Here is a 22218-nt window from a genome sequence, read left to right on the forward strand (position 1 = left end):
CAATAAAAACGGCGGCGTGACGCGCATGTCACGCCGCCGTTTGCTGACGATTACTGTAAGGAGAGCAACCGAAACAATATATGGGACAAGTCCTAAATCGATGTCCGCCTGTTCGAACTCAACGCGCGCGAGCGCGGGCGCTCACGCGTCGGGATCGACACGCAGCACGAGCTTGCCGCGATGGTCGCCGTCGAACAGGCGATTGAGCACGTCGGGGGCGTTTTCGAGGCCGTCGGCCACGGTTTCCTCGGCCTTGAGACGGCCATCGCGCAGCCAGCCGGCGAGCGTCTGCACCGCTTCGCGGCTCTTGCGGTAGTCGAGGATCAGGAAGCCGCGCATCGTGATGCGCTTCGAGATCAGCACGCCGACGTCGTCCGCCGCGCGGCCGCTGTTGTAGTTCGAGATCACGCCGCACAGCGCGACGCGCCCGCCGATCACCATCCGCGACAGCACCGCGCGCATCACTTCGCCGCCGACGTTCTCGAAGTTCACGTGCACGCCGTCCGGCGTCGCCGCCTTCAACTGCTCACGGAAATCGTCGGCCTTGTAGTCGACGGCCGCGTCGAAGCCGAGCGTCTCGGTCAGGTAGCGGCACTTGTCCGCGCCGCCTGCGATGCCAACCACCCGTGCGCCGTGGATCTTGCCGATCTGGCCGGCGATCGAGCCGACCGAACCGGCCGCCGCCGACACGACGAGCGTCTCGCCGGGCTGCACCGGCGCGATGTCGGTCAGCCCGTAGTACGCGGTCAGGCCGCTCATCCCGCACGCGCCGAGCAGCGTCGGCAGCGGCAGGCCCGACTGCGCGGGCAGCTTCACGAGCTGCGCGGCCTGGTCGGCCGCGACGACCGCATAGTCCTGCCAGCCGACGAGCCCCTGCACGAGGTCGCCTTCCGCGAAACCCGCGTGGCGCGACGCCACCACGCGCCCGATGCCGAGCGCACGCATCACCTCGCCGATCGCGACGGGCGGCAGGTATTGCGGCACGTCGCTCATCCATACACGGTTGGTCGGATCCATCGACAGATACAGCACGCGCACGAGCACTTCGCCGTCGGCGAACGCCGGCACGGGTGTTTCGACGAGCGAAAAGTGTTCGCGGCCGACCCGCCCTTCCGGGCGCGTCTTCAGCAGCAGCTGGCGGTTCACGGGTGTCGACACGATGTTCTCCTCCGGTTGGTGTTATCGATTGCGCGTCAGACCGCGCACATGCCGCCGTCGATCACGAGTTCGGCGGCCGTCACGAAACGGCTTTCGTCCGACGCCAGATAGACGGCCGCATGCGCGACATCGTCCGGATCGCCGAGCCGGCGCAGCGGAATGCCGCGCGCGAGCTTGCGCGTCGCATCGCGTTCGCCGAGCGACTGGAACAGCGGCTCGACGATCCCCGTGCGAATGAACGCCGGGTGAATCGAGTTGCAGCGCACGTCGAGCTCGCGGCGTGCGCAGTCGATCGCGACCGACTTCGTCAGCGACGCGACCGCTGCCTTCGACGCGTTGTACGTGGTGAATTCCGGCTCGACCTTGAACGCGGCCACCGACGAGATGTTGATGATCGACGCAGGCCGGCTCGCGCCGAGGTACGGCAACGCATGCTTGCAGCCAAGCACGATGCTCTCGACGTTGATCGCCATCACGCGCCGCCACTCGTCGATCTCGATCTGCGCAGGCGTGCCGATCGACCCGACGCCCGCATTGTTGACGAGCACCGACAAGCCGCCCATCGCTTCGTTCGCCTGCGCGAGCAGCGCCTGCCAGTGCGCGTCGTCGCGCACGTCCTGCGTGGCCGCGAACGCGACAGGCGCCGCGTGCCCCGCATTGAGTTCGTGCGCGAAGGCGTCGAGCACCGCCGCGTCGGCGATGTCGGTCAGGAACACGCGCGCGCCCTGCTCGACCATCCGGCGCGCGATCGCGCGTCCGAGGCCGCCGGCGGCGCCCGTGATGTACGCGCACTTGCCTGCGAGGCGCGAGGAAACGACTGTCATGGGACCTGCTCCTATCGTGAATCGTCGTGGCGGACCGGTGCCGCGACGGCGGTTGCCGTGCGCCGGCCGACGGCCGCGCGGTTTGCGCGAGTATAGCGAGCCGGCCGCACCGCGCCGGACCAATCGGGCAGGTCGCCGCTGCAGGCCCCGATCGAACGAACGCCAGCGTACGCGATTGCCGCCAATCGATGTAATGAATATTCGTAATGCCCGGTCATAGACACGTCTTATGGCCTTCGCAGCCGGGGTCGGTGCGACGCGCAGGCGCGGCGCGGCCGATTACCGCAAATACCGGTTCGACGAAGGCCGCACGCGGGCGTTTGCCGATGACAGGGAATGATTGAAACCAGGAATAGCGCGCGGGCAGCGCCGCGGCGACGACCGCATCCGGCACCGGGGCATTGATACCCCGGAACCAGCCGCCGTCAGAACCCGTCGCCGGACGCGCGCATGAACGCGCAGACCTGAGGGGAATGCGTGTCGATCATCTGCTGGAACGGTGCGCGATTTCCGTACGCGATGCCGGACACGAGCAGCAGGCAGACGGCCGCGATGCGCGGCGAGAACGAGCGCTTGTGCGTGCGGACATAGGCGCGCAGGAACACCAGCGCGACCAGCGCGCCGAGCAGCCAGCCGACGACGACTTCGGGAATCGTGTGCGAATGGTCGAACACGCGCGCGGCGGCCGTCACCGCGCCGACGGCGAGACCGGCCGCCACGCCCGGCGCCTTGCCCGGACGGAACGCCTGCCACAGCATCGACAGCGCGACGGTCCACACGGACGTCGACAGCATCGTATGGCCGCTGATCACGCGGAAATCGAACTGCGGGATCTCGACACCGCAGCCCGCATAGAGAATCTTGGTGGCCCCGACCAGGCTCATGCCGGCCGCGAGCAGCACGATCCAGCGCACCGCGAGCCGCCAGTTGGACAGCGCGAGCCAGACCGCGCAGGTCAGCGCGACCGGCAGGGTCAGCGCGGCGTCGCCGAGGTTGCTGATTTCACTCCACATGACACACATCGAACGGCTAGCGAAAGGCCGCAGTTTAACGCAAGCGCGCGACGGGCCTGTTTCAGCCTGTGACAGCCTGTATCAGCCCGCGACACCCGTAATCAGCAGCAGGTTGGTGCCGGTGATGACGACGAACAGCGCCCATGCGGCGACCTGCATCTTGCGGCCGATCGCATGCTCGCCCATCGTGTTGCGATCGCTGACCGACTGGATCAGCGGCCACATCGCGAACGGCAGTTGCAGGCTCAGCAGCACCTGGCTCCAGACGAGCAGTTGCCCGACCGACCCTTCGCCCAGCCACAGCACGCCGATCAGCGCGGGCACCAGCGCGAGCCCGCGCGTGATCAGCCGGCGCTGGTAGCACGGGATTTTCGTGTGCAGGAAGCCATCCATGATCACCTGGCCGGCGATCGTGCCGGTCAGCGTCGAGCTCTGCCCGGACGCGAGCAGCGCGATGCCGAACAGCAGCGCGGCCGCGCCGCCCGCGATCGGCGTGATCAGCCGGTACGCCTGTTCGATATCGGTGACGTCGTGCTGGCCGGTCGCATGGAACGCCGCGCCCGCGACGATCAGGATCGCCGCATTGACGAGCATCGCGACGAACAGCGACACGCAGGTATCGATCCGCACCAGCGCGAGCGTGTCGCGAATCAGGCCGCGCGCGCCGCCGACGACGTGGCGCGTCTGTACGACCGACGAATGCAGATACAGGTTGTGCGGCATGATCGTCGCGCCGACGATGCCGAGCGCGAGCACGATCGCGTCCTTGCTGTCGTGGCCGGGGTTCCCTGGCACGAGCCCCTTCGCGACCGCATGCCAGTCGGGCGGCGTGATCGCGACCTGCGCGACGAAGCAGAACGCCATCGTCGCGATCAGCCCGAGCACGATCGCCTCGATCTGCCGGACGCCCTTGCCCTGCAGCCCGAGCACGATCACCGTGTCGAGCGCGGTCAGCACGATCCCCCACGCAAGCGGCACGCCGAGCAGCAGCTTGAATGCGAGCGCGCAGCCGAGCACTTCGGCGATGTCGCACGCGATGATCGACACCTCGGCGGTCACCCACTGCACGACGCGGCCGAAGCGGCCGTAGCGATCGTAGCTGGCCTGCGCGAGATCCTTGCCCGCGACGAGGCCGAGCCGCGCGGCGAGCATCTGCAGGAAGATCGCGGCGAGGCTCGAGAACGCGACGACCCACAGCAGCGAATAGCCGAATTGCGAGCCGGCCTGGATGTCGGTGGCCCAGTTGCCGGGATCCATATAGCCGATCGCGACCAGCAGGCCCGGGCCGAAGAAGCGCTTGAGCTTCATCCAGCGCGACGCGCCGGCGTCGATCGTGATGCTGCCCTTTACTTCCGACGGGCAGAAGGGGGCGGTGGCGGTAGTGGGGAGCAAGGGCATGGAAACCGGGGATCGTGATCGCGACACGGTGATTTTACGGTCTTCCGCTCCGTTTTCCCGCGCGGCTCGGCGCGCACGCCCCGGCTCGCCCGCTCGCCGTCGGCTTTCGCGGGCTGCGGCGCGGGCTGCGGCGCGGGCTGCGGATCGGGCTGCGGATCGGGCGCCCCGGCGCCGTTCGTCAGGATCCGCTCGCGCTCGGCGATGCGATATTCGGTCGGCGACACGAGGAGGCGCTGGCGAAACAGCTTCGCCAGACGCTCGCCGCTGCCGAAGCCCGTGCGCCGCGCGACCTTGTCGGCCGGCAGCGTCGTGTGGATCAGCATGTGGCAGGCGCGCTCGAGCCGCACGTGCTGCACGAATTCGGTCGGCGTCACGCCGATTTCCTTCTTGAAGCGCCGCAGGAAATTACGCTCGCTCATCGCGGCCGTCCGCGCGACGTCCGCGATCGAAATGCGGTTCGCGCTCTGCGCGCGCAGCCGCTGCGCCGACATTCGGATCGACGGGCTCGCGCTCAGCTCGCGAAACGCCCACATCGACTGTGTATAGCGTTGCTCGACCGGCCGCATCAGGTTGCTGGCGATCTCCTGCGCGGCGCTGTCGCCGAGATCGGCGCGGAACATGTCGAGCACGGCCGCGAACACGTCGGCCTCGCCGCCCTGCGGTTCGATCGTGGCCGCCGCGCCACGGGTGCGATCCGTTCGCGGCTGACCGGCATCCGTCTGCCGCTGCGACGCCGCGAGCGTCGACAGGTCCATCGCATCGACGATCCAGCGCGCATGCCGATGAATGTCGGTCAGGCGGCGGCGCAATGCATCGCTCCAGTTGACCGACGCGCGATCACCGTGAAGATGAAAGAACGCGCGCGCACGATGGCCGTGCTCGTCGCCGAGCGCATCGGCGGCGATCTGCACGCCGGACGACGACTGCAGCAGTCCCCCGCTTTCGGATACGTACTTCAACTGGTAATCCGCACTGAGCGCATGCAGACGATTCGCCAGGTTGAAGGCCTCGCCGAGACGCGCGGCCTGGGCCAAGGAAAACCCCGTACTCAAATAGACAACGACCCATCTCTGATCTGCTGCTTCCACTGACCAAGCCCCCGGACTGTTTCGACTTCTTGTATTACCGTCGAACTGTCAGGCTTATATTTGGTTTGGACACGTGCGACAGGACGGCTATCTCAAAATATGAAGCGACGGCATCTTAGCCGAACGGGTCCTGTATTTGGCGCGAAATGGCTGACAGTGACAGCATGATGGCGGATTACTACAGGCTGTCGCCGGCCGCTGGTATAGCCGCGCGGAAATACGCATGCAAGGCGCGGGCGCGCGACGTGCGCGGCCTTGCCGATTCTGGTGATATTCGCAGCAACGCCGGTGCGAACGAACGCGCGCACGCGCTTGCGTTCCGTTGTCCGCGCGTCCATTAGAATCGCTCAACGTCCACCACGCCGATTTCGTCCGTGCCCGCCGATCATCGTCTCGACCTGAACCTGTTCCGCGTGCTCGACGCCGTCTACGTGAACGGCGGCATCGGCGCGGCCGCCCGCGCGCTGCACCTGACGCAGCCGGCCGTCACGCATGCGCTCAACCGGCTGCGCGCGCATTTCGACGACCCGCTGTTCGTCCGCCAGGGCAACCGCGTCGTGCCGACCGAGCGCACGCGCGCGATCATCGCGGACGTGCAGCTTCACCTCGCCGGACTGCAGCGCACCGCGCGCGACCCGTCGGCATTCGACCCGGCGACGCTCGACCTGAGCATCGCGGTCGGCATTCGCGACGTGCTCGAATCGATCGCGCTGCCGCAGATCGTCGCCGCTTTCGCCGACGAAGCGCCCGGCCTGCGGTTCGTGAGCCGCCGCGTCGCGGTGCACGACATCGAACGCGAACTCGCGTCGGGCAATCTCGACCTCGCCGTCGATCGACGCGTGCAAACCGGCCCGCGCATCGCGACCGAACACCTGCTCGACGATTCGCTCGTCGTCGCGATGCGGCACGATCATCCGCTCACGAGCGGCCCGCTGCGGCGCGCCGATTATTTCGCCGCGCGGCATATCGCGGTGTCGCCGCTCGGCGAACCGCAATCGCTCGACGTGCTGCTCGGCAACGACGGACGCTTCCGGCACATCCAGCTCGTGTGCCAGCATTATTTCGCCGCCTGCCAGATCGCGGCGGCGGGCGACCTGCTGCTGACGCTGCCGCGCTCGTATGCGCTGCGCATGGCGGCGTTGCTGCCGGTCGCCGTGCAGCCGCTGCCGCTGCGGCTCAAACCGTTTCCCCTGCTCGCGTACTGGCACGAATCGCGCGAGACCGACCGCGCGCATCAGTGGGTGCGCGAACGCGTCGCCACGCTCGTGCGCAGGACGGCCGGCGTCGCCGGCTGATCCCGTCGAGCCTCGTCGACGCTCGCAGCGCCCGCGGTTTCCGCCGGGACGGTATGCTGACGGCTCGTACGCCGCGCATCGTCGCGCCCCCCTCTTTCCCGCTTAACGGAGACTTGCCATGCCGCTCATCCACGCTGCCGCCACCCTCGCCGCCGACGCGCCCAACTACGTCGTCCAGCTGCAGGCCGGCACGCATGCGCTGACCGGCGACGAAGCGCCACGCGAAGGCGGCCAGGGCCTCGGGCCGGCGCCGTTCGAGTTCGTGCTCGGCGGCCTCGCACAATGCACGGCCGCGACGCTGCGCATGTACATGCAGCGCAAGACGTGGCCGGCCGTGCGCATCGACGTGCGCACCGAACTGCATGCCGATCGCGAAGGCCAGCAATACGTGCGCCGCACCGTCACGCTCGATGGTCCGCTCGACGACGCGCAGCGCGAGCGTCTCGCGGAAATCTGCGAGAAGACGCCGGTGACGCTGTTCATCAAGCGCGGCACGCGCATCGAAACGACGCTGAACTGACGCGCGCCGTGCCGGGCGTGCGGGGTCGGACGGGATTCGCACCGCAGCGCCGCACGCGATCGACGTGCAACAAACAAAACGGGCGGGCCGCGCACGATGCGCGGCCCGCCCGTTTGCGGATATCGTCCGGCGCTTACAGTCCGAGCGCGGACAGGTCCAGCTTGCCGTCCTTCACCGGCGGACACCAGAAATACGCGCCCGTCAGCGGCCGCGTGAAGCGGAACAGGCCGTCGACGATGCCGTCGTCCGCGCCGCTCATCCGGCGCATCTGCACGTCGAATGCGCGGAACGAACAACCGAACGCGACGAAGTAGAGCCCCGCGCGACGCGCATCGGACCACGGCGACGAACGGCGCAGCATGAACGCCTCCGGCTCGAAGCTCTCCTGCGCGGTGCGCTTCACGTGCGCGAACTCGGGTGCGTCGTCGAGTTCCTCGTTGTCCGAGCGGCGGCGCCCGATGATGTGATCCATGTCGCCCGACGCAATGCGTTCCATCTGGTCGAAGTCGTGCAGCCATTGCTGAACCGCGACGAAGCTCGAGCCGTCGAGCCCGGCGCCCTGCCCCGTGACGCTCGCCGCGGCGAGCGCGTCGTCGCCGGTCGGGTTCTCGGTGCCGTCCTCGTAACCCGACAGGTCGCGATCGTTCGAATAGCGGAACCCGTCGACCGCGTCCTGCAGCGCGAATGCCGGCGCGAGCGCCCGCTCGATCGCCCGCGCGCGCAGCACGAGATCGCCGCGATCGTCGCCCCGCAGCCAGACCCATACGTCGGCCGGCGTGATCGGCAGCGTACGGTCGTTCACCGCGAATGCCGGGAATTCGGTCAGGCCCGGCACCGGGCGCCCGAGGTGTGCGGCCAGCGCATGCCCGAAGCCGGCGACCGTGCCGCGCCCGTCGACGAGCTCGCGCAATGCCTTCAGCGCCGTTGCCACATTGGCGTTGTCCGAAATCGTGAAAGTGAGGTATCGGGCCGCCGTGTCGATCGGAGCCAGGATGCCTTGCTGAACGTCGCTCATCGTTTCCTCAGGAATGGTTCGGGGTGAATCCGCGGGGCCGCAGCGGCCGGCGCGCAACCGCAAAGTGTAATCGATGCGGCGCGCCGGTCCTTTTCCTGTAGAGCGCCGCACCGCGGAACACGCGCGGGGAAAAGGGCCGACACGCGGCATGCCGACCGTATCGACGCTGCAACGCCGCATTCGTCAGACGTTGCGGCGCGTCCGGCACTGCTGATAAAATCCCTACACGTCTTTTCGATGTCCTTTCAACGTTCACTTCAGGGAGGTGCAGATGTTCCGAATGCCAGCAGCCTTCCCGAACGTGGTCCCACGACGCGGCTGATCCAGCCCGTCGTCCGCGCCGGCTCCCGGGTTCTCCGCTGACCCGCCGGCCCGCGCACTTTCCCGACAGCCCGTTTCATTCCGCCCGCGTCGTCCGCGCGGCCCGGCTGTTGCGTTTTCGACGTTCTCCGAACCGGAAAGTCCCGTCGCGCGATGCGCCGGGCAACGACACATGACCAGAAAAACCACCCATCTGGGCGGCCAGGCATTCCAGGCCGTCTTCGGCTTCACTTTCCGCTACTGGCGCAAGCAGCCGGTGCGCATCGCGACGATCACCGCACTGGCGCTGCTCGGTGCGCTCGCCGACGTGCTCACACCGCTGTTCGCCGGACGCCTCGTCGATGCGCTGTCGACCGGCTTGACCGACCGCGCCGCCGCGTGGCATTCGGCCGTCGCCGCGTTCGGCACGCTGGCCGCGCTCGGCATCGCCGCGACGCTGCTGCGGCAAGGCGTCTACCTGAACATCATCACGCTCACGCTGAAGATGATGAGCGAGATCGCCGCTGCGTCGTTCCATCGCGTGCAGCGCTTCTCGACCGACTGGCACGCGAACAGCTTCGCGGGGTCGACCGTGCGCAAGATCACGCGCGGGATCTGGGCGCTCGACCTGCTGAACGACACGGTGCTGATCGCGCTGCTGCCGTCCGTCACGATGCTCGTCGGCGCGACCGTGCTGCTCGGCACGCACTGGCCGGTGATGGGGTTCGTCGTCGGCGCGGGTTCGCTGCTGTACATCTCGGTGACGGTCGCCGTGTCGCTCGGTATCGTCGCGCCGGCCGCGCGGCTCGGCAACATGTGGGACACGCGCATGGGCGGCGCACTCGCGGACGCGGTGAGCTGCAACGCGGTCGTCAAGGCGTTCGGCGCGGAAACGCGCGAGGAAGCGCGGCTCGCGCGCGTGATCGGCAAGTGGCGTCAGCGCACGCGCCGCACGTGGGTGCGCGGCACGCTCAACGGCGGGCTGCAGGGGGCGATGCTCGTCGCGATGCAGGCGGCGATGATCGGCGTCGCGCTGCGGCTGTGGGCGAACGACGAAGCGAGCGTCGGCGATATCGCATTCTCGCTTACGATGTTCTTCATGCTGCAGGGCTACCTGCGCGACGTCGGCATGCATATCCGCAACCTGCAGCGCTCGGTCAACGACATGGAAGAGCTCGTCGCGCTCGAGCGCCAGCCGCTCGGCATCGACGATCGTCCCGGCGCGCAGGCCATCCGGATCGGGCAAGGCGAGATCCGCTTCGAGCACGTGACGTTCCGCTACGGCAATCATCCGATACCGCTGTACGACGACTTCTCGATGCGCATTGCGCCCGGCGAGCGCGTGGGCCTCGTCGGTCATTCCGGGTCGGGCAAGACGACGTTCATCAAGCTGATCCAGCGCCTGTACGACGTGTCGGGCGGCCGCATCACGATCGACGGCCAGGACATCGCGCAGGTGCGGCAGGATTCGCTGCGCAGCCAGATCGCGATCGTCCAGCAGGAGCCCGTGCTGTTCCACCGCACGCTTGCGGAGAACATCGCGTATGCACGCCCCGACGCGAGCCGCGCGGAGATCGAGCGCGCCGCGCGTCTGGCCAGCGCGCACGACTTCATCGTCGCGCTGCCGGACGGCTATGACACGCTCGTCGGCGAGCGCGGGATCAAGCTGTCGGGCGGCGAACGCCAGCGTGTCGCGATCGCGCGTGCGTTCCTCGCGGATGCACCGATCCTGATCCTCGACGAAGCGACGTCGAGCCTCGACAGCGAAAGCGAGTTGCTGATCCAGCAGGCGATGGAGCGGCTGATGGTCGGCCGCACGACGCTCGTCGTCGCGCACCGGCTGTCGACGGTGCGCTCGCTCGACCGCCTGCTCGTGCTCGATCGCGGCAAGGTGATCGAGGAAGGCAGCCACGACACGCTGATCCGCATCGACGGCGGGACGTATCGCCGGTTGTTCGAGCGGCAGGCACTGGAGCTGGCAAAAGGCTTGATCGATTCGCCGCGTCGCACGGCGGACGATGCTGCCGGGCCGCTGGGAGCGCCGGCACAGGCTTGATGGAAACCCGTTCGCAACCGGGTACGCGGCGCACCGCCACCGCGTGCCCGGTTGTTTCGACGGGAATCGGCGTGCGTGAACACCGCCTGCAACGAACCCGGCCCCGACACGGCCCGCCGCGATCACTTATCATACCGGCCAGGCAATTCGCGACGAAAGGCAGATCATGTTTACAGGCATTGTTCAGGGTGTTGGCGTCATCAAGGCCATCAAGGATCACGGCGAACTGAGAACGTTCAGCATCGAATTTCCCGACCGGTTTACCGCCGACATCGAGATCGGCGCGAGCGTCTCGGTCGACGGCGTCTGCCTGACGGTGACGACCATCCACTCGCCGGTGCTGATCGACTTCGACGTGATGTTGCCGAGCCTGCGAATCACCACGCTGGCCGACCTGACGACCGGCGCCCGGGTCAACGTGGAGCGGGCCGCGAAGGACGGCGCGGAAATCGGCGGACATCCGCTGTCCGGTCACGTCGACTTCATGGGGACCATCCTGCACATCGCGTCTTCCGAACACAACCGGATGATCCGCATCGGCGTGCCGGCCGATTTCAAGCGCTATGTCTTCGCGAAGGGCTATATCGCGATCAACGGCTGCAGCCTGACCGTGTCGGACGTCAATCGCGACGAAGGCTGGTTCGAGGTCTGGCTGATTCCCGAAACGCGCCGCGCCACCACCTTCGATGCGAATGGCGTCGACGACAAGGTCAATATCGAGATCGAGCGCAGCACCCAGGTCGTCGTGGATACGATCCGCGAGTCGGTCAAGGAAACGCTCGGGGAGCTGACCGGCGTCGTCACGACGTTGCTCGCGGAGAAGGGTATCGACATCGAGGAACTGCTCGCCCGGAACGTCGCGCGGCTGCCGAAGCAGTAACGGGCCGCCCTGTTCCCGGTAATGGGCGGGGTCCCCGGGTAGCGATTTGCGTCGACACGCCCTGCCCGGCCGCCCCACGCGGCGGCTTCACTCCGCCTCCACCTGCGCACCCTTCCCCACCGCCACCCGCTGCGACCGATAGATCCCCGCGTGCCCGGAAAACAGATAGGCGACCACGCAGGCCACGATCGCATACACGCCGACATCCGCGCCGAACAGTTCGATCGCCATGATCGTCGACGCGATCGGCGTGTTGGCCGCCCCGGCGAATACCGCGACGAAGCCGAGCCCTGCGAGCACCGGCACCGGTAGCGCAAGCACCTGCCCGAGCGCGTTGCCGAGCGTCGCGCCGATGTAGAACAGCGGCGTCACTTCGCCGCCCTTGAATCCCGACGCGAGCGTGACGACGGTGAACGCGAACTTGCCCGCGAAATCGTAAGCCGGCAGCGGCCCGTGAAACGCGGCCTCGATCGTCGGAATCCCGAGACCGAGATACTGCGGCACGTTCAGTACGGTAGCCGCCACGGCCACCAGCACGCCGCCGAGCACCGGCTGCAGCGGCGCATGGCGGACGACGCGCCGGAACCACGCGGTCAGCGCATGCGTGGCAAACGCGAACAGCCGGCCGACGACGCCGAACGCGACACCCGCGACGACCGTCGCGGCCAGCCGCGTCGCCGAGACGGCCGGCACGAACGGAATCGCATAGACGGTGTGATGCACGCCCCACGCGCGGCACACGACATCCGCGACGATCGCGGACGCGACGCAGGTCAGCAGTGCGTCGTACCGGACGCGGCCGATCGCGAGCACCTCGAGCCCGAACACGGCGCCCGCGAGCGGCGTACCGAACACCGACGAGAACCCGGCCGCGATGCCGCCCATCAGCAGCACGCGCCGATGCTCGCGATCGAGCCGGAACAGGTGCGTGATGCGATCGGCGAGCGCGCCGCCCATCTGCACGGCCGTCCCCTCGCGCCCGGCCGATCCGCCGAACAGGTGCGTGACGACGGTCGCGACGAGCACGAGCGGCGCCATCCGCTTCGGCACGAGCGCCTTCGGGTCGTGAATCTCGTCGATCAGCAGGTTGTTGCCGCGCGCGACCGACTGGCCGAACCGGTGGTAGACCCAGCCGGTCGCGAAGCCGGCGGCCGGCAGCCCCCACAACAGCCACGGATGCGCGACGCGCGTGCCGGTCGCCCAGTCGAGCGCGAGCAGGAACAACGCGGAAGCCGTGCCGGCCAGCGCGCCGAGCAAGGCCGAGAGCGCGAGCCAGCGGCACACGTAGCGCACGGTCGCGAAAAAATCGGCAGAAGTCGAGAAAAACATGATTTCCAGATTCGACAGGACATCAAAACCTGGGCGGCAGAATACCGCATGGATGGCCTGCGACCTCCTGACGACCCAGGAACACGCAGGCATCATCAGCCGGGCAAACCGGCGGTTGAGGGCCGAACCGCACGCCAGGCGCCGGGATCGACCGCAGGGAGGCATGCCATCTCCGCTGGCGGCGATTGTACGCGACGCCGCACATCGCACGCAATGCGGCCCCGGCCGGGTCGCCGCGCACCGTCAGTCGAGCGGCAGGCGCGTCACGCGCGAGATCAGCTGCGGCGCGATCCGGTCGAGCGGCAGGATCGCGGACGCCGCGCCGATCGCCGCGGCCGCCTTCGGCATCCCGTAGACGGCGCTCGTCGCCTCGTCCTGCGCGATCGTGTAGCACCCCTTCGCGCGCATCGCCTTCAGCCCCAGTGCGCCGTCGCGCCCCATCCCGGTCAGCAGCACGCCGAGCGCGTCGCCCTGCCAGCCGTCGGCGACGCTGTTGAAGAACACGTCGATCGACGGCCGGTACGGCGTCTCGGCCGGATGGCGCGTATAGCCGAGCACGCCGCGCGGCGACAGGCACAGGTGGTCGTTGGACGCCGCGAGCAGCACCTCGCCCGCCTGCGGCACGCCGCCCGGCCGCGCGACGCGCACGGGCAGCCGCGTATAGCCGTCGAGCCACTCCGCCATGCCGAGCGCGAACGCCTGGTCGACATGCTGCACGATCACGAGCGCAGCCGGAAAATCGGCCGGCAGCGCGCGCAGCAGCGCGGTGAGCGCGGTCGGCCCGCCCGCCGACGCGCCGATCGCGATCAGCGTCGGCTGGCCGCGCGCGGGTGCCGGCACGGGCGGCACGAGCGTCGCGGTCCGGCTTTCGAGCAGCCGGCCGATCTGGTCGATCTTCGCGAGCAGCGGCTGCGGCGCGGCGTCCGACGGCAGGCCGAGCGCGAGCGTCGGCGTGTCGACCGCGTCGAGCGCGCCGGCGCCCATTGCCTCGTAGACCGACGACGTGTTCGCGCTGACGCTCGCGGTCACGATCAGGATCGCGCACGGCGCACGCGCCATGATCTGCCGCGTCGCGGCCACGCCGTCGAGCTTCGGCATCACGAGGTCCATCAGCACCAGGTCGGGCGGATGCGCGACACAGAAATCCACGGCCTCGTCGCCGTCGGTTGCCACCCACAGCACGCGGTGATCGGTGCGCCGCGCGATCACGCGGCGCAGCGCCTCGACGGCAAGCGGCAGATCGTTGACGATGCCGATGTTCATCCGCGTGCCCCGCCGATCAGGTCGTGCACCGCATCGAGCAGCGCCTCGTCGTGGAAACTGCTCTTCGCGAGATAGTAGTCGGCGCCGGCATCGAGCCCGCGCCGGCGATCCTCGTCGCGATCCTTGTACGACACGATCATCACGGGCACCCGCTTGAGCGCCGGATCGCTCCTGATCAGCGTGACGAGCTCGATCCCGTCCATGCGCGGCATGTCGACGTCGGTGACGACCAGGTCGAACGCATCGCTGCGCACCGCGTTCCAGCCGTCCATCCCGTCGACCGCGACGGTCACGTCGTAGCCGCGCTTTTCCAGCAGCTTGCGTTCGAGCTCGCGCACCGTCAGCGAATCGTCGACGACGAGCACGCGGCGGCGCCGGTCGGCTCGCGCGAACTGGGGATCGCGCGTGAGTTTCGCGAGCTGGCCGCCGCGCACGAGCTTGTCGACGGAACGGATCAGGTCCTCGACATCGACGATCAGCACCGGGTCGCCGTTCTCGAGCAACGCACCGGCCGCGATGTTCTGGATCTTCTGCAGGCGGCTGTCGAGCGGCTGCACGACAAGCATCCGTTCGCCGAGGAAGCGATCGACGGCGACGCCGTACAGCTCGGGCTCGCCGCCGACGACCACGACCGCCGTGCTCGTGCGCGCGACGGCGGGCTCACCCGCATCGAGCAGCTGATGCGCGCCGACGAGGCCCGCACGCCGGCCGTCGAACGGAAAATGCGGCTGTCCTTCGAGCACGTCGATGTCGTCGTGCGAGAGTTCGAGCGTGCGGCGCACGTGCGCGAGCGGGAACGCGTACGGCTCGCCGCCGACCTCGACCAGCAGGCTTCGGATCACCGACAGCGTGAGCGGCAACTGCAGCACGAAGCGCATGCCCGCGCCCGGCTCGTTGAAGATGCGCACCGCGCCGCGCACGCCGCGCACCATCTCCTGCACCGCATCGAGGCCGACGCCGCGCCCCGACACGTCGGTCACCGCATCGCGCATCGAGAAGCCCGGCAGCAGCAGGAATTCGAGCAGTTCCGGATCGGACAGCCGGGCGGCCGTCTCGTCGTCGGTCAGGCGCTGGCGCACGACCGCCGCGCGCAGCGCGTCCATGTCGACGCCCGGCCCATCGTCGATCACGCTGACGAGCAGCGAGCCGGCGCTGTGGCGCGCTTCGAGCGTCACGCTCGCCTCGGCCGGCTTGCCGCGCGCGCGGCGCGCGTCGGGCGAGTCGACGCCGTGATCGATCGCGTTGCGCAGCAGGTGGCCGAGCGGCGCGTCGAGCAGGTCGAGGATGTCGCGGTCGACCTGCGTGCCTTCGCCGACGATCGAGAAGCGCACCTGCTTGCCGAGCGAGCGCGCGAGATCGCGGACGATGCGTGGATACGCGCGCGTTGCGTCGCCGAACGGGCGCATCCGGCACTGAAGTGCCTCGTCGTACAGCTGCTCGGCGATGTGCGTGCTGCGGCGCTCGAAGCGGTCGAATTCTTCCATGCGCTCGGCGAGCGAACGCTGCAGGTCGTTGAGCATGTGCCGCACTTCGTTGACCGACGTGAGCACGCCCGCATCGAGCTCGTCGGCGAACCGTTCGTACAACAGATCGAGCGAGCGGGCCGCATCGCGCTGCGCGCGCTTCACGCGCAGCATCGATTCCGCGAACGGCTTGAGCCAGCGCGACTCGACGAGCGACTCGCCGGACAGGCTCAACAGCCGGTTCAGCGTATCGGCCCGCACGCGGCGCATCGCGCCCGCGCCGGCCGCACGGCCGGCCGGGACCGGATCGGGCACGGCCGCCGACAGGGCGAGCGGCGGCACCGCGGCGCCGGCCCCCACGGGCTCGTTCGCGGCGCCGTCGTGATCGCGAAACGGCACGCTGGACGGCGGCGCCGGCGGCGGCGCGAAGGCCGGTGCCGGCATCGCGTGCGCGCCGTCGGCGCCCGTGAGCGCCAGCGCGAACGCCTCGATCTCCGTCGACGACACGGGCTGCGCCTGCGGATCGGCGACACGCACCAGCAGGTCGACGCCGGCGAGCAGCACGTCGACATGCGTGGCCGTCAGTGCGATGGTGCCGGCCTGCGCGGCGACGAAGCATTCTTCCATCCGCCCCGCGATCTCGACGCCGAGCGGCACGCCGACGATGCGCGCGGCGCCCTTCAGCGAGTGCGCGGCGCGCATGCACGCCTCGAGCGCGACGGAATCGGGCTCGCCCGATTCGAGCGCGAGCAGGCGTTCGGACAGCGCCTGGGTCTGCGTGCGCGTCTCCTCGCGATACAGCTCGAGCAGCGACAGGTGGCTCAGATCGTCATCGCCGCTCATCGCATGCTCCGTGTGACGGCGTCGAACAGCCGGTCATCGTCGAGCAGGCCCACCGACTTGCCGCGCCACGACAGCACGCCGCGCGACAGGCCGGCGCTCGCGCGCCCGACCGTCGCCGGCACGGGCACCCATTCGGATGCGCCGAAGCGCAGCACGCCCTCGACTTCGTCGACCGGAAACACCACCGGCTCGCCCTGGTGCGCGGCGACCAGCAGTCGCGTGAAACGGCCGTCGCTGCCGTCGCTGCCGCTGCCGCCGTTGCCCGCCTCGAGGCCGAGCAGCGCGCCGATCGAGATCGCGATGCGCAGCGTGCCGCGAATGTTGACCACGCCGCGCACGGCCGAATGGCGGCGATACGGCAGCGAATGGATCCGGCGCGTGCCGGCGATCTCGCGCAGCACGCCGATCGGCAGCGCAAGCCATTCGTCGGCGACGCGAAACGCCAGCGCCGCCTGGCGCGTATCGTCGGCGCCGTGCGGGCCGGTCGCATCGAACGCGCTGATTCGCCGCGTGGCGTCGGCCATCTCGGCGACGCCGAGCGGGCGTTCGAGCAGTTTCGCCGCGTGATACGCGTAGACCGGGCAGTTCAGGCAGCGCAGGCAGTCGGCCAGCCGCTCGCACGAGCGGTCGCCGCGCGTGCCGATCCGGTTCCAGCAATCGTCGACGCCGATCGTCGTGTCGTCAGTGGCAACGGCGTCGCGGTTCATTCTTTCCTCGGTCATCCCGATGTCGGCTCCCAACCCGTATTCTCATCATCCTGCCGAGCGCCGCGCACGCTCGAGCAGCCACTGCGCGCCGGCGCCATCGCCGCCGACGTCGAGCAAGGTCGCGAGATGCGTCAGCGCTTCGTGGTGCGTCGGCCGCAGATACAGCGCCTTCCGGTAGAAGTCGCCTGCTTCCGCGACACGCCCGCACGCATCCGCGATCAGCCCGTTCAGGTAGAACGCGTCCGCGTGCGGCCCGGCGTGCGCGGAGAACCGCGCGAGCACGCGCTCGGCCTCGTCGAACGCACCCGCGTTGGCCAGCGCCTGCGCTTCCTCGAGCGTCGGTGCGGCGCCGTCGGCGAGCGGTGCCGCCGGCGCGGGCACGTTGGCCGCGTTGGCCGCGTTGGCCGCGTTGGCTGCGTTGGCTGCGTTGGCTGCGTTGGCTGCGTTGGCCGCATTGGCTGCATTGGCCGCGTTGGCCGCGTTGGCTGCGTTGGTCAGCGAGCCGGCGCGCATGTCGGCCAGCGGCTCGAACGCCGTCGTGCGCTCGGCCGGCGCGAGCCCCGCGGGCGACGGCGCGCTACCGCTCCACGTCGGCGGCACGACGGCCAGCAGCGGGCGCGCCGCGGCGGGCGGCGCCACCGTCAAGCGCTCGGCGCGCCGGTACGGCGCAACCGCGGGCGTGGGCGCAGCATGCCGCGCCGCGCTCGCGTCCGCCGCCCCCGCCCCCGCCCCCGCGCCGCCATGATCGCGATGAAACGCGAACGCCAGCGGCACGCGCGCCGAACGCAGCCCGTGCCGCATCGCGACGCCCGTTTCGGCCGGACCGACGAACAGCATCCCGTCGTCGGCGAGCCAGCTTTCGAGCGAACCGATCACGCGGTCCTGCGCGTCGCGGTCGAAGTAGATCAGCACGTTGCGGCAGAACACGAAATCGTAGCGAATGCCCGTATCGACGCCCGGTTCGATCAGGTTCGCCTGGCGAAACTGAACGCGCGCGCGCACGCGCTCGTCGAGCAGCCAGCCGTCGGCGGCCGGCGTGAAGTAGCGGGCGCGGAACTCGGTCGCCGTGCCGCGAAACGCATTGCGCCCGTAGCAGCCGAGCCGCGCCTGTTCGATCGCGCGCGCGCTCAGGTCGATCGCGTCGATCGTGAAGCTGGCCGGATCGAGCCCGGCGTCGAGCAGCGCCATCGCTGCCGAATACGGCTCCTCGCCGGTCGAGCACGGCGCGCTCAGCACGCGGATCACGCGCCCGGGCGTCGCGGCAAGCCGCTCGACCGCAAGCCGCGCGAGCGTCACGAACGCCTCGCGTTCACGGAAGAACCACGTCTCCGGCACGACGAACAGCTCGATCAGCGCGCGCCGTTCGTCGGCCGACGCGTTGAGCTGCTGCCAGTAGGCGTCGAGCGCTTCGGGCGTGACGGGCGGCCGCGCCGCCGACGGCAGCCGCTCGCCGTCGCCCTGCAGCGCATGCACGCGCTCGGTCAGCGCGCGGCTCAGGAAATCGTTGCCGAGCGAATCGGGGTCGATGCCGGTCTCGCGCAGCAGCCAGCCGCGAAATCGCGAATCGGACTCTTTCATGCGGACTCCCCTCCGTGGCCGGGCAGGCCGTCGAACAGATACAGGCGCGCAACGTCGTCGATCAGATCGGATACCGACACCTGCTGCACGATTCCGTCGGGCGTGTTCGCGACGTGCCCGAGCCAGCGCGTGCGCGCGGTCGACACGCCGCTGGCGCGGAATGCCGTGCGGTCGATTCGCAGCGTCTGCGTCGCGCGCTCGACGATCAGGCCGATCACGCGCTCGCGGTCGAGCGGCTCGACCCGGTAGCGCACCATCACCAGGCGCGTCGAACGCAGCGCATGCGCGCGCCGCCCGAGCGCCAGCATCGGCACGTCGATCACGGGCACCGGCTGACCGCCGCGCATCAGCAGCCCGGCGATCCAGTCGGGCGCGCCGGGCACGACCTTGGTGGTCGCGAGCGGCAACACTTCATCGATGTCGGCCGCGTCGAGCGCATAGCGCTCGCCGTCGAGCTCGAACATCAGGAATAGCGCATGCGCGCCGCCGTGCGACTCGGCGCGCGTCACGCGTCGACCTTGAAGCGCGACACGCTGGTGCGCAACTGGTTCGCGACGAGCGTCAGGTCATCGATCGCCTGCGACGACTGGCGCAGCGATTCGGCCGTCTGCTGCGCGGCTTCCGACAGTTGCGACAGCGCCTGCGTGATCTGCTCCGCGCCGTTCGCCTGCGTCTGCATCCCTTCGTTGACCATCTGGAAGCGCGGCGAAAGCGTCTGCACTTCGGCGATGATCTGCGACAGCTGGCCGCCGACCTGCTGCACGTCGAGCATCCCCCGGCGCACTTCCTCGGAGAACTTGTCCATCCCCATCACGCCCGCCGACACGGCCGACTGGATCTCCTTGACCGTCTGCTCGATGTCGTAGGTCGCGACCGCCGTCTGGTCGGCGAGGCGGCGGATCTCGGTCGCGACGACCGCGAAGCCGCGGCCGTACTCGCCGGCCTTCTCGGCCTCGATCGCCGCGTTCAGCGACAGCAGGTTGGTCTGGTCGGCCACCTTGGTGATCGTCGCGACGACCTGGTTGATGTTCAGCGCCTTCTCGTTGAGGATCGCGAGCTTCGCATTCACCGACCCGGCCGCGTCCATCACGCTGCGCATCGTCTCGCCCATCCGCGTGAGGCCGCTCTGGCTCGCGCCCGCGAGCGTCGCGGACTGTTCGGCCACGCCGGCCACCTCGTTCATCGTGCGCAGCAGGTCTCGCGACGTCGCGAAGATCTCGCGCGACGTCGCGCCGATCTCGGTCGTCGTGGCCGCGGTTTCGTTGGCAGTCGCCTGCTGCTCGCGCGACGTCGCCGCGATTTCGGCCACCGACGTCGTCACCTGCAGCGACGACTGCTGCGCGCGCGCGACGAGCTCGGTCAGTTCGTCGGCCATCCGGTTGAAGCCCGTCTCGAGCGTGCCGAACTCATCATGGCGGCGCAGGTCGAGGCGGCGCGTCAGGTTGCCGGTGCGCATCACGTCGTGCACTTCCACGAGTCGCGCCATCGGCACGGTGACCGCGCGGAACAGCCCGTAGCCGAGCGCGAGCGCGGACAGCAGCACGATGCCCAGCGCCAGCGCGAGCACGACCTCGGTGTCCTGCACGGACTGGCGAATCAGCTTCGCGGAGTTGTCGGCGAACTTGCGGTTCTCCTGCACCAGGACGTTCGCGTTGCGCACGACCTCGGTCCACACGGGCAGCGTCCGCGCGTAGGCTGCGACGGCTTCCTCGCGCGACACGTGGCTCTTCTGGATCGCATCGTTGAGCAGCGGTACGTAGCGGTCGTAGGAACCGCGGAACGTCGAGAAACGCTGCCGGTCGTCATCGCGGAACGTCGTGTTCTGGTAGTCGACCGACAACGACTCGACCTCCTTGAGCGCCTCGGCAATCTTCGCGAAATCGCGCTGCACAAGTTCGGAATCGGTATCGACGAAGGTCGCCTGCTGCAGCATCGCGAACGATTCGTTGACCGAGCCGCGCAGCGACGCCGCGAGATAGACGCCGGGCAGCGAGTCGCGTTCGATGCTGATGGCTTCGGTGTTGATCGCATGCAGACGCTCGTAGGACACGCCGGCGGTGACCAGCATCAGCACGAACAGCACGCCGAAGCTGAGCAGGATGCGGTTGCCGAGCGTCAGCCGGCCAGCGCCGATCGTCGGATGCAGGCTTTCATTGGTCGCGCGGGGCGTCACGGTGGCCATGTTCGTTATGGGCTTTCTAAAATCAGCGTTGAAAAAAACCGCGCCCGCCTGCGCGCCGCACGGCGCGCCACGAGCGCATCGGGGTCTGCGGGCGGCACGGCACCGGCGGGCCGCACCGCGAAATCACCGGTCCGCTTGCGCCGGCAGCCGAAGCGCGACCATGAAGCCGCGCGCCGTATTGCGCATCAGGATCTGGCCGCGATGCCGCGCGGCCGTCGCGCGCACGAATGCAAGCCCGAGGCCGAAGCCGCTGCGCGCCGCGCCGTGCACGGATTCGAGCCGCACGAACGACTCGGTCGCGGCGGTGCGCTGCTCGGGCGCGATACCGTTGCCGGCATCCTCGACGCCGATCAGCAGGGCACCGTCGTCGTCGCCCAGCGTGCAATGCACGTCCGTGCCGGCCGGACCGTATTTCAGCGCGTTGTCGATCAGGTTCGCGACCGCGCGCGTGAGCATCATGCGGTCGCCCATCGTCACGCACTCGGTGTCGGGCACGTGGGCCACGACGCGGCTGCCGAAGCCGGCCGCCCTCTCCCACAGCTGGTCGACGGCGTCGAGCACGATCTCGTTGAGACTCAGGACCTCGTGCGCGCGGCGTTCCGACTGCGCGCGGGTCAGGTGGATGAAGCCGTCGGCAAGCGCCAGCGCGCGCCGTGCATGGCCGGCAATGCGCTCCATGATCGCCGGCATGTCGCCGTGCTCGGTCCGGTAAACCTCGAGCAACGCGAGGATCGACGTCTGCGGCGAGCGCATGTCGTGCGACAGGAAATCCAGCGCTTCGTCGCGCTGCCGCGACATCAGGTACGAATTCGAGTGATAGCGGATGCGCGCCGTCAGCTCCATCGCGTCCGGGAGCTTCACAAGATAGTCGTTCGCACCGGCGATGAACGCCTCGCGCTTGACGATCGGCTCCTCTTTCGCCGACAGCACGATGATCGGCACGCGGGCGGTGTCGGCGTCCGCGCGCCACGCGCGAACGAGGTCGAGGCCGTCGATTTCCGGCATCACGAGATCCTGCAGGATGACCGTCGGCTTCACGTCGCGCGCGACCGCCATCGCCCGGTGCGCGTCGGTGCACACATGCAGGTCGATATCGTGCTCGCTGCGCAGCGCGCGGCGGATCACCTCGCCCACGAACGGCTGATCGTCGACGAGCAGAACCGATAGCCCCGACTCGAGACAATCCGGCGCATTTTCACCGCTCGATTCTTTCATAAATACCGTTTCAAACGCCAAATCTCCAATTGATTCTTTCATAGGAGTTGTTTATCCGACTTGGACGCCATCTTAATTTAGCGGTTGAGAA

Annotated in this window: 18 protein-coding genes and 1 riboswitch; of the genes, 4 read left to right on the top strand and 14 right to left on the bottom strand. The window is 68.9% G+C overall.

Annotated features, from left to right (window positions below; genetic code table 11):
• Positions 1 to 141 precede the first annotated feature (141 nt).
• From ACVK00_RS02155 to ACVK00_RS02175, 5 genes are all read right to left on the bottom strand, one after another.
• Entirely contained in the window at positions 142 to 1158 is a 1017-nt protein-coding gene (locus ACVK00_RS02155) for an NADP-dependent oxidoreductase (RefSeq protein WP_284893666.1), read from the bottom strand.
• A gap of 35 nt (positions 1159 to 1193) precedes the next feature.
• Positions 1194 to 1982 carry an SDR family oxidoreductase gene (locus tag ACVK00_RS02160; RefSeq protein WP_228909396.1) on the bottom strand — a complete coding sequence of 263 codons (789 nt, stop codon included), beginning with the start codon at positions 1980 to 1982 and terminating at the stop codon, positions 1194 to 1196.
• Positions 1983 to 2407: 425 nt separating this feature from the next.
• On the bottom strand, positions 2408 to 2995 hold the full coding sequence (locus ACVK00_RS02165; RefSeq protein ID WP_284893663.1) for a phosphatase PAP2 family protein: 588 nt from the start codon (positions 2993 to 2995) through the stop codon (positions 2408 to 2410).
• 81 nt (positions 2996 to 3076) lie between these two features.
• Positions 3077 to 4393: an Nramp family divalent metal transporter gene (locus ACVK00_RS02170; protein ID WP_284893661.1), complete on the bottom strand. Its 1317-nt coding sequence runs from the start codon at positions 4391 to 4393 to the stop codon at positions 3077 to 3079.
• Complete coding sequence (locus tag ACVK00_RS02175) at positions 4342 to 5427, bottom strand: helix-turn-helix domain-containing protein (protein ID WP_354123303.1); 1086 nt, start codon at positions 5425 to 5427, stop codon at positions 4342 to 4344. The genes ACVK00_RS02170 and ACVK00_RS02175 overlap by 52 nt, the downstream gene beginning before the upstream one ends.
• A gap of 428 nt (positions 5428 to 5855) precedes the next feature.
• Here ACVK00_RS02175 and ACVK00_RS02180 point away from each other — a divergent pair, with 428 nt between their 5' ends.
• Together ACVK00_RS02180 and ACVK00_RS02185 are read left to right on the top strand one after the other, a co-directional pair.
• Complete coding sequence (locus ACVK00_RS02180; RefSeq protein WP_175663185.1) at positions 5856 to 6776, top strand: LysR family transcriptional regulator; 921 nt, start codon at positions 5856 to 5858, stop codon at positions 6774 to 6776.
• A 118-nt stretch (positions 6777 to 6894) separates the two neighbouring features.
• A complete protein-coding gene (locus ACVK00_RS02185; RefSeq protein WP_284893657.1) occupies positions 6895 to 7296 on the top strand; it encodes an OsmC family protein in 402 nt (133 codons plus the stop codon).
• 133 nt (positions 7297 to 7429) lie between these two features.
• On the opposite strand, the gene ACVK00_RS02190 is transcribed toward ACVK00_RS02185, so the two are convergent.
• Positions 7430 to 8311, bottom strand: coding sequence for a Dyp-type peroxidase (locus tag ACVK00_RS02190; protein WP_284893655.1), 882 nt, complete (start codon positions 8309 to 8311; stop codon positions 7430 to 7432).
• A 493-nt stretch (positions 8312 to 8804) separates the two neighbouring features.
• Between ACVK00_RS02190 and ACVK00_RS02195 the strand changes: the two genes are divergently transcribed.
• Positions 8805 to 10667: an ABC transporter ATP-binding protein gene (locus ACVK00_RS02195; protein WP_284893653.1), complete on the top strand. Its 1863-nt coding sequence runs from the start codon at positions 8805 to 8807 to the stop codon at positions 10665 to 10667.
• A gap of 166 nt (positions 10668 to 10833) precedes the next feature.
• Positions 10834 to 11547 carry a riboflavin synthase subunit alpha gene (locus tag ACVK00_RS02200; RefSeq protein ID WP_284893651.1) on the top strand — a complete coding sequence of 238 codons (714 nt, stop codon included), beginning with the start codon at positions 10834 to 10836 and terminating at the stop codon, positions 11545 to 11547.
• A gap of 87 nt (positions 11548 to 11634) precedes the next feature.
• Here the strand turns inward: ACVK00_RS02200 and ACVK00_RS02205 are convergent, their stop codons facing one another.
• From ACVK00_RS02205 to ACVK00_RS02240, 8 genes are all read right to left on the bottom strand, one after another.
• Positions 11635 to 12876: a voltage-gated chloride channel family protein gene (locus ACVK00_RS02205; RefSeq protein ID WP_284893649.1), complete on the bottom strand. Its 1242-nt coding sequence runs from the start codon at positions 12874 to 12876 to the stop codon at positions 11635 to 11637.
• A gap of 79 nt (positions 12877 to 12955) precedes the next feature.
• A riboswitch (Fluoride riboswitch) is annotated at positions 12956 to 13059 on the bottom strand.
• Positions 13060 to 13119: 60 nt separating this feature from the next.
• Positions 13120 to 14139, bottom strand: a complete 1020-nt coding sequence (gene cheB, locus ACVK00_RS02210; protein WP_284893648.1) for a chemotaxis response regulator protein-glutamate methylesterase — start codon at positions 14137 to 14139, stop codon at positions 13120 to 13122.
• On the bottom strand, positions 14136 to 16445 hold the full coding sequence (locus ACVK00_RS02215) for a hybrid sensor histidine kinase/response regulator (RefSeq protein WP_228909385.1): 2310 nt from the start codon (positions 16443 to 16445) through the stop codon (positions 14136 to 14138). The genes cheB and ACVK00_RS02215 overlap by 4 nt, the downstream gene beginning before the upstream one ends.
• Positions 16442 to 17152, bottom strand: coding sequence for a chemotaxis protein CheW (locus tag ACVK00_RS02220; RefSeq protein ID WP_284893644.1), 711 nt, complete (start codon positions 17150 to 17152; stop codon positions 16442 to 16444). Before ACVK00_RS02220 ends, ACVK00_RS02215 begins: the two co-directional genes overlap by 4 nt.
• A 45-nt stretch (positions 17153 to 17197) precedes the next feature.
• Positions 17198 to 18730 (bottom strand): CheR family methyltransferase, encoded by a 1533-nt coding sequence (locus ACVK00_RS02225; RefSeq protein ID WP_354123179.1) that lies wholly within the window; start codon positions 18728 to 18730, stop codon positions 17198 to 17200.
• Positions 18727 to 19239, bottom strand: a complete 513-nt coding sequence (locus ACVK00_RS02230) for a chemotaxis protein CheW (protein WP_006750237.1) — start codon at positions 19237 to 19239, stop codon at positions 18727 to 18729. Before ACVK00_RS02230 ends, ACVK00_RS02225 begins: the two co-directional genes overlap by 4 nt.
• Positions 19236 to 20912, bottom strand: a complete 1677-nt coding sequence (locus ACVK00_RS02235) for a methyl-accepting chemotaxis protein (RefSeq protein ID WP_228909381.1) — start codon at positions 20910 to 20912, stop codon at positions 19236 to 19238. The genes ACVK00_RS02230 and ACVK00_RS02235 overlap by 4 nt, the downstream gene beginning before the upstream one ends.
• 123 nt (positions 20913 to 21035) lie before the next feature.
• On the bottom strand, positions 21036 to 22169 hold the full coding sequence (locus tag ACVK00_RS02240; RefSeq protein ID WP_166722199.1) for a hybrid sensor histidine kinase/response regulator: 1134 nt from the start codon (positions 22167 to 22169) through the stop codon (positions 21036 to 21038).
• Positions 22170 to 22218 lie beyond the last annotated feature (49 nt).

The organism is Burkholderia sp. PvR073 (assembly GCF_054055695.1).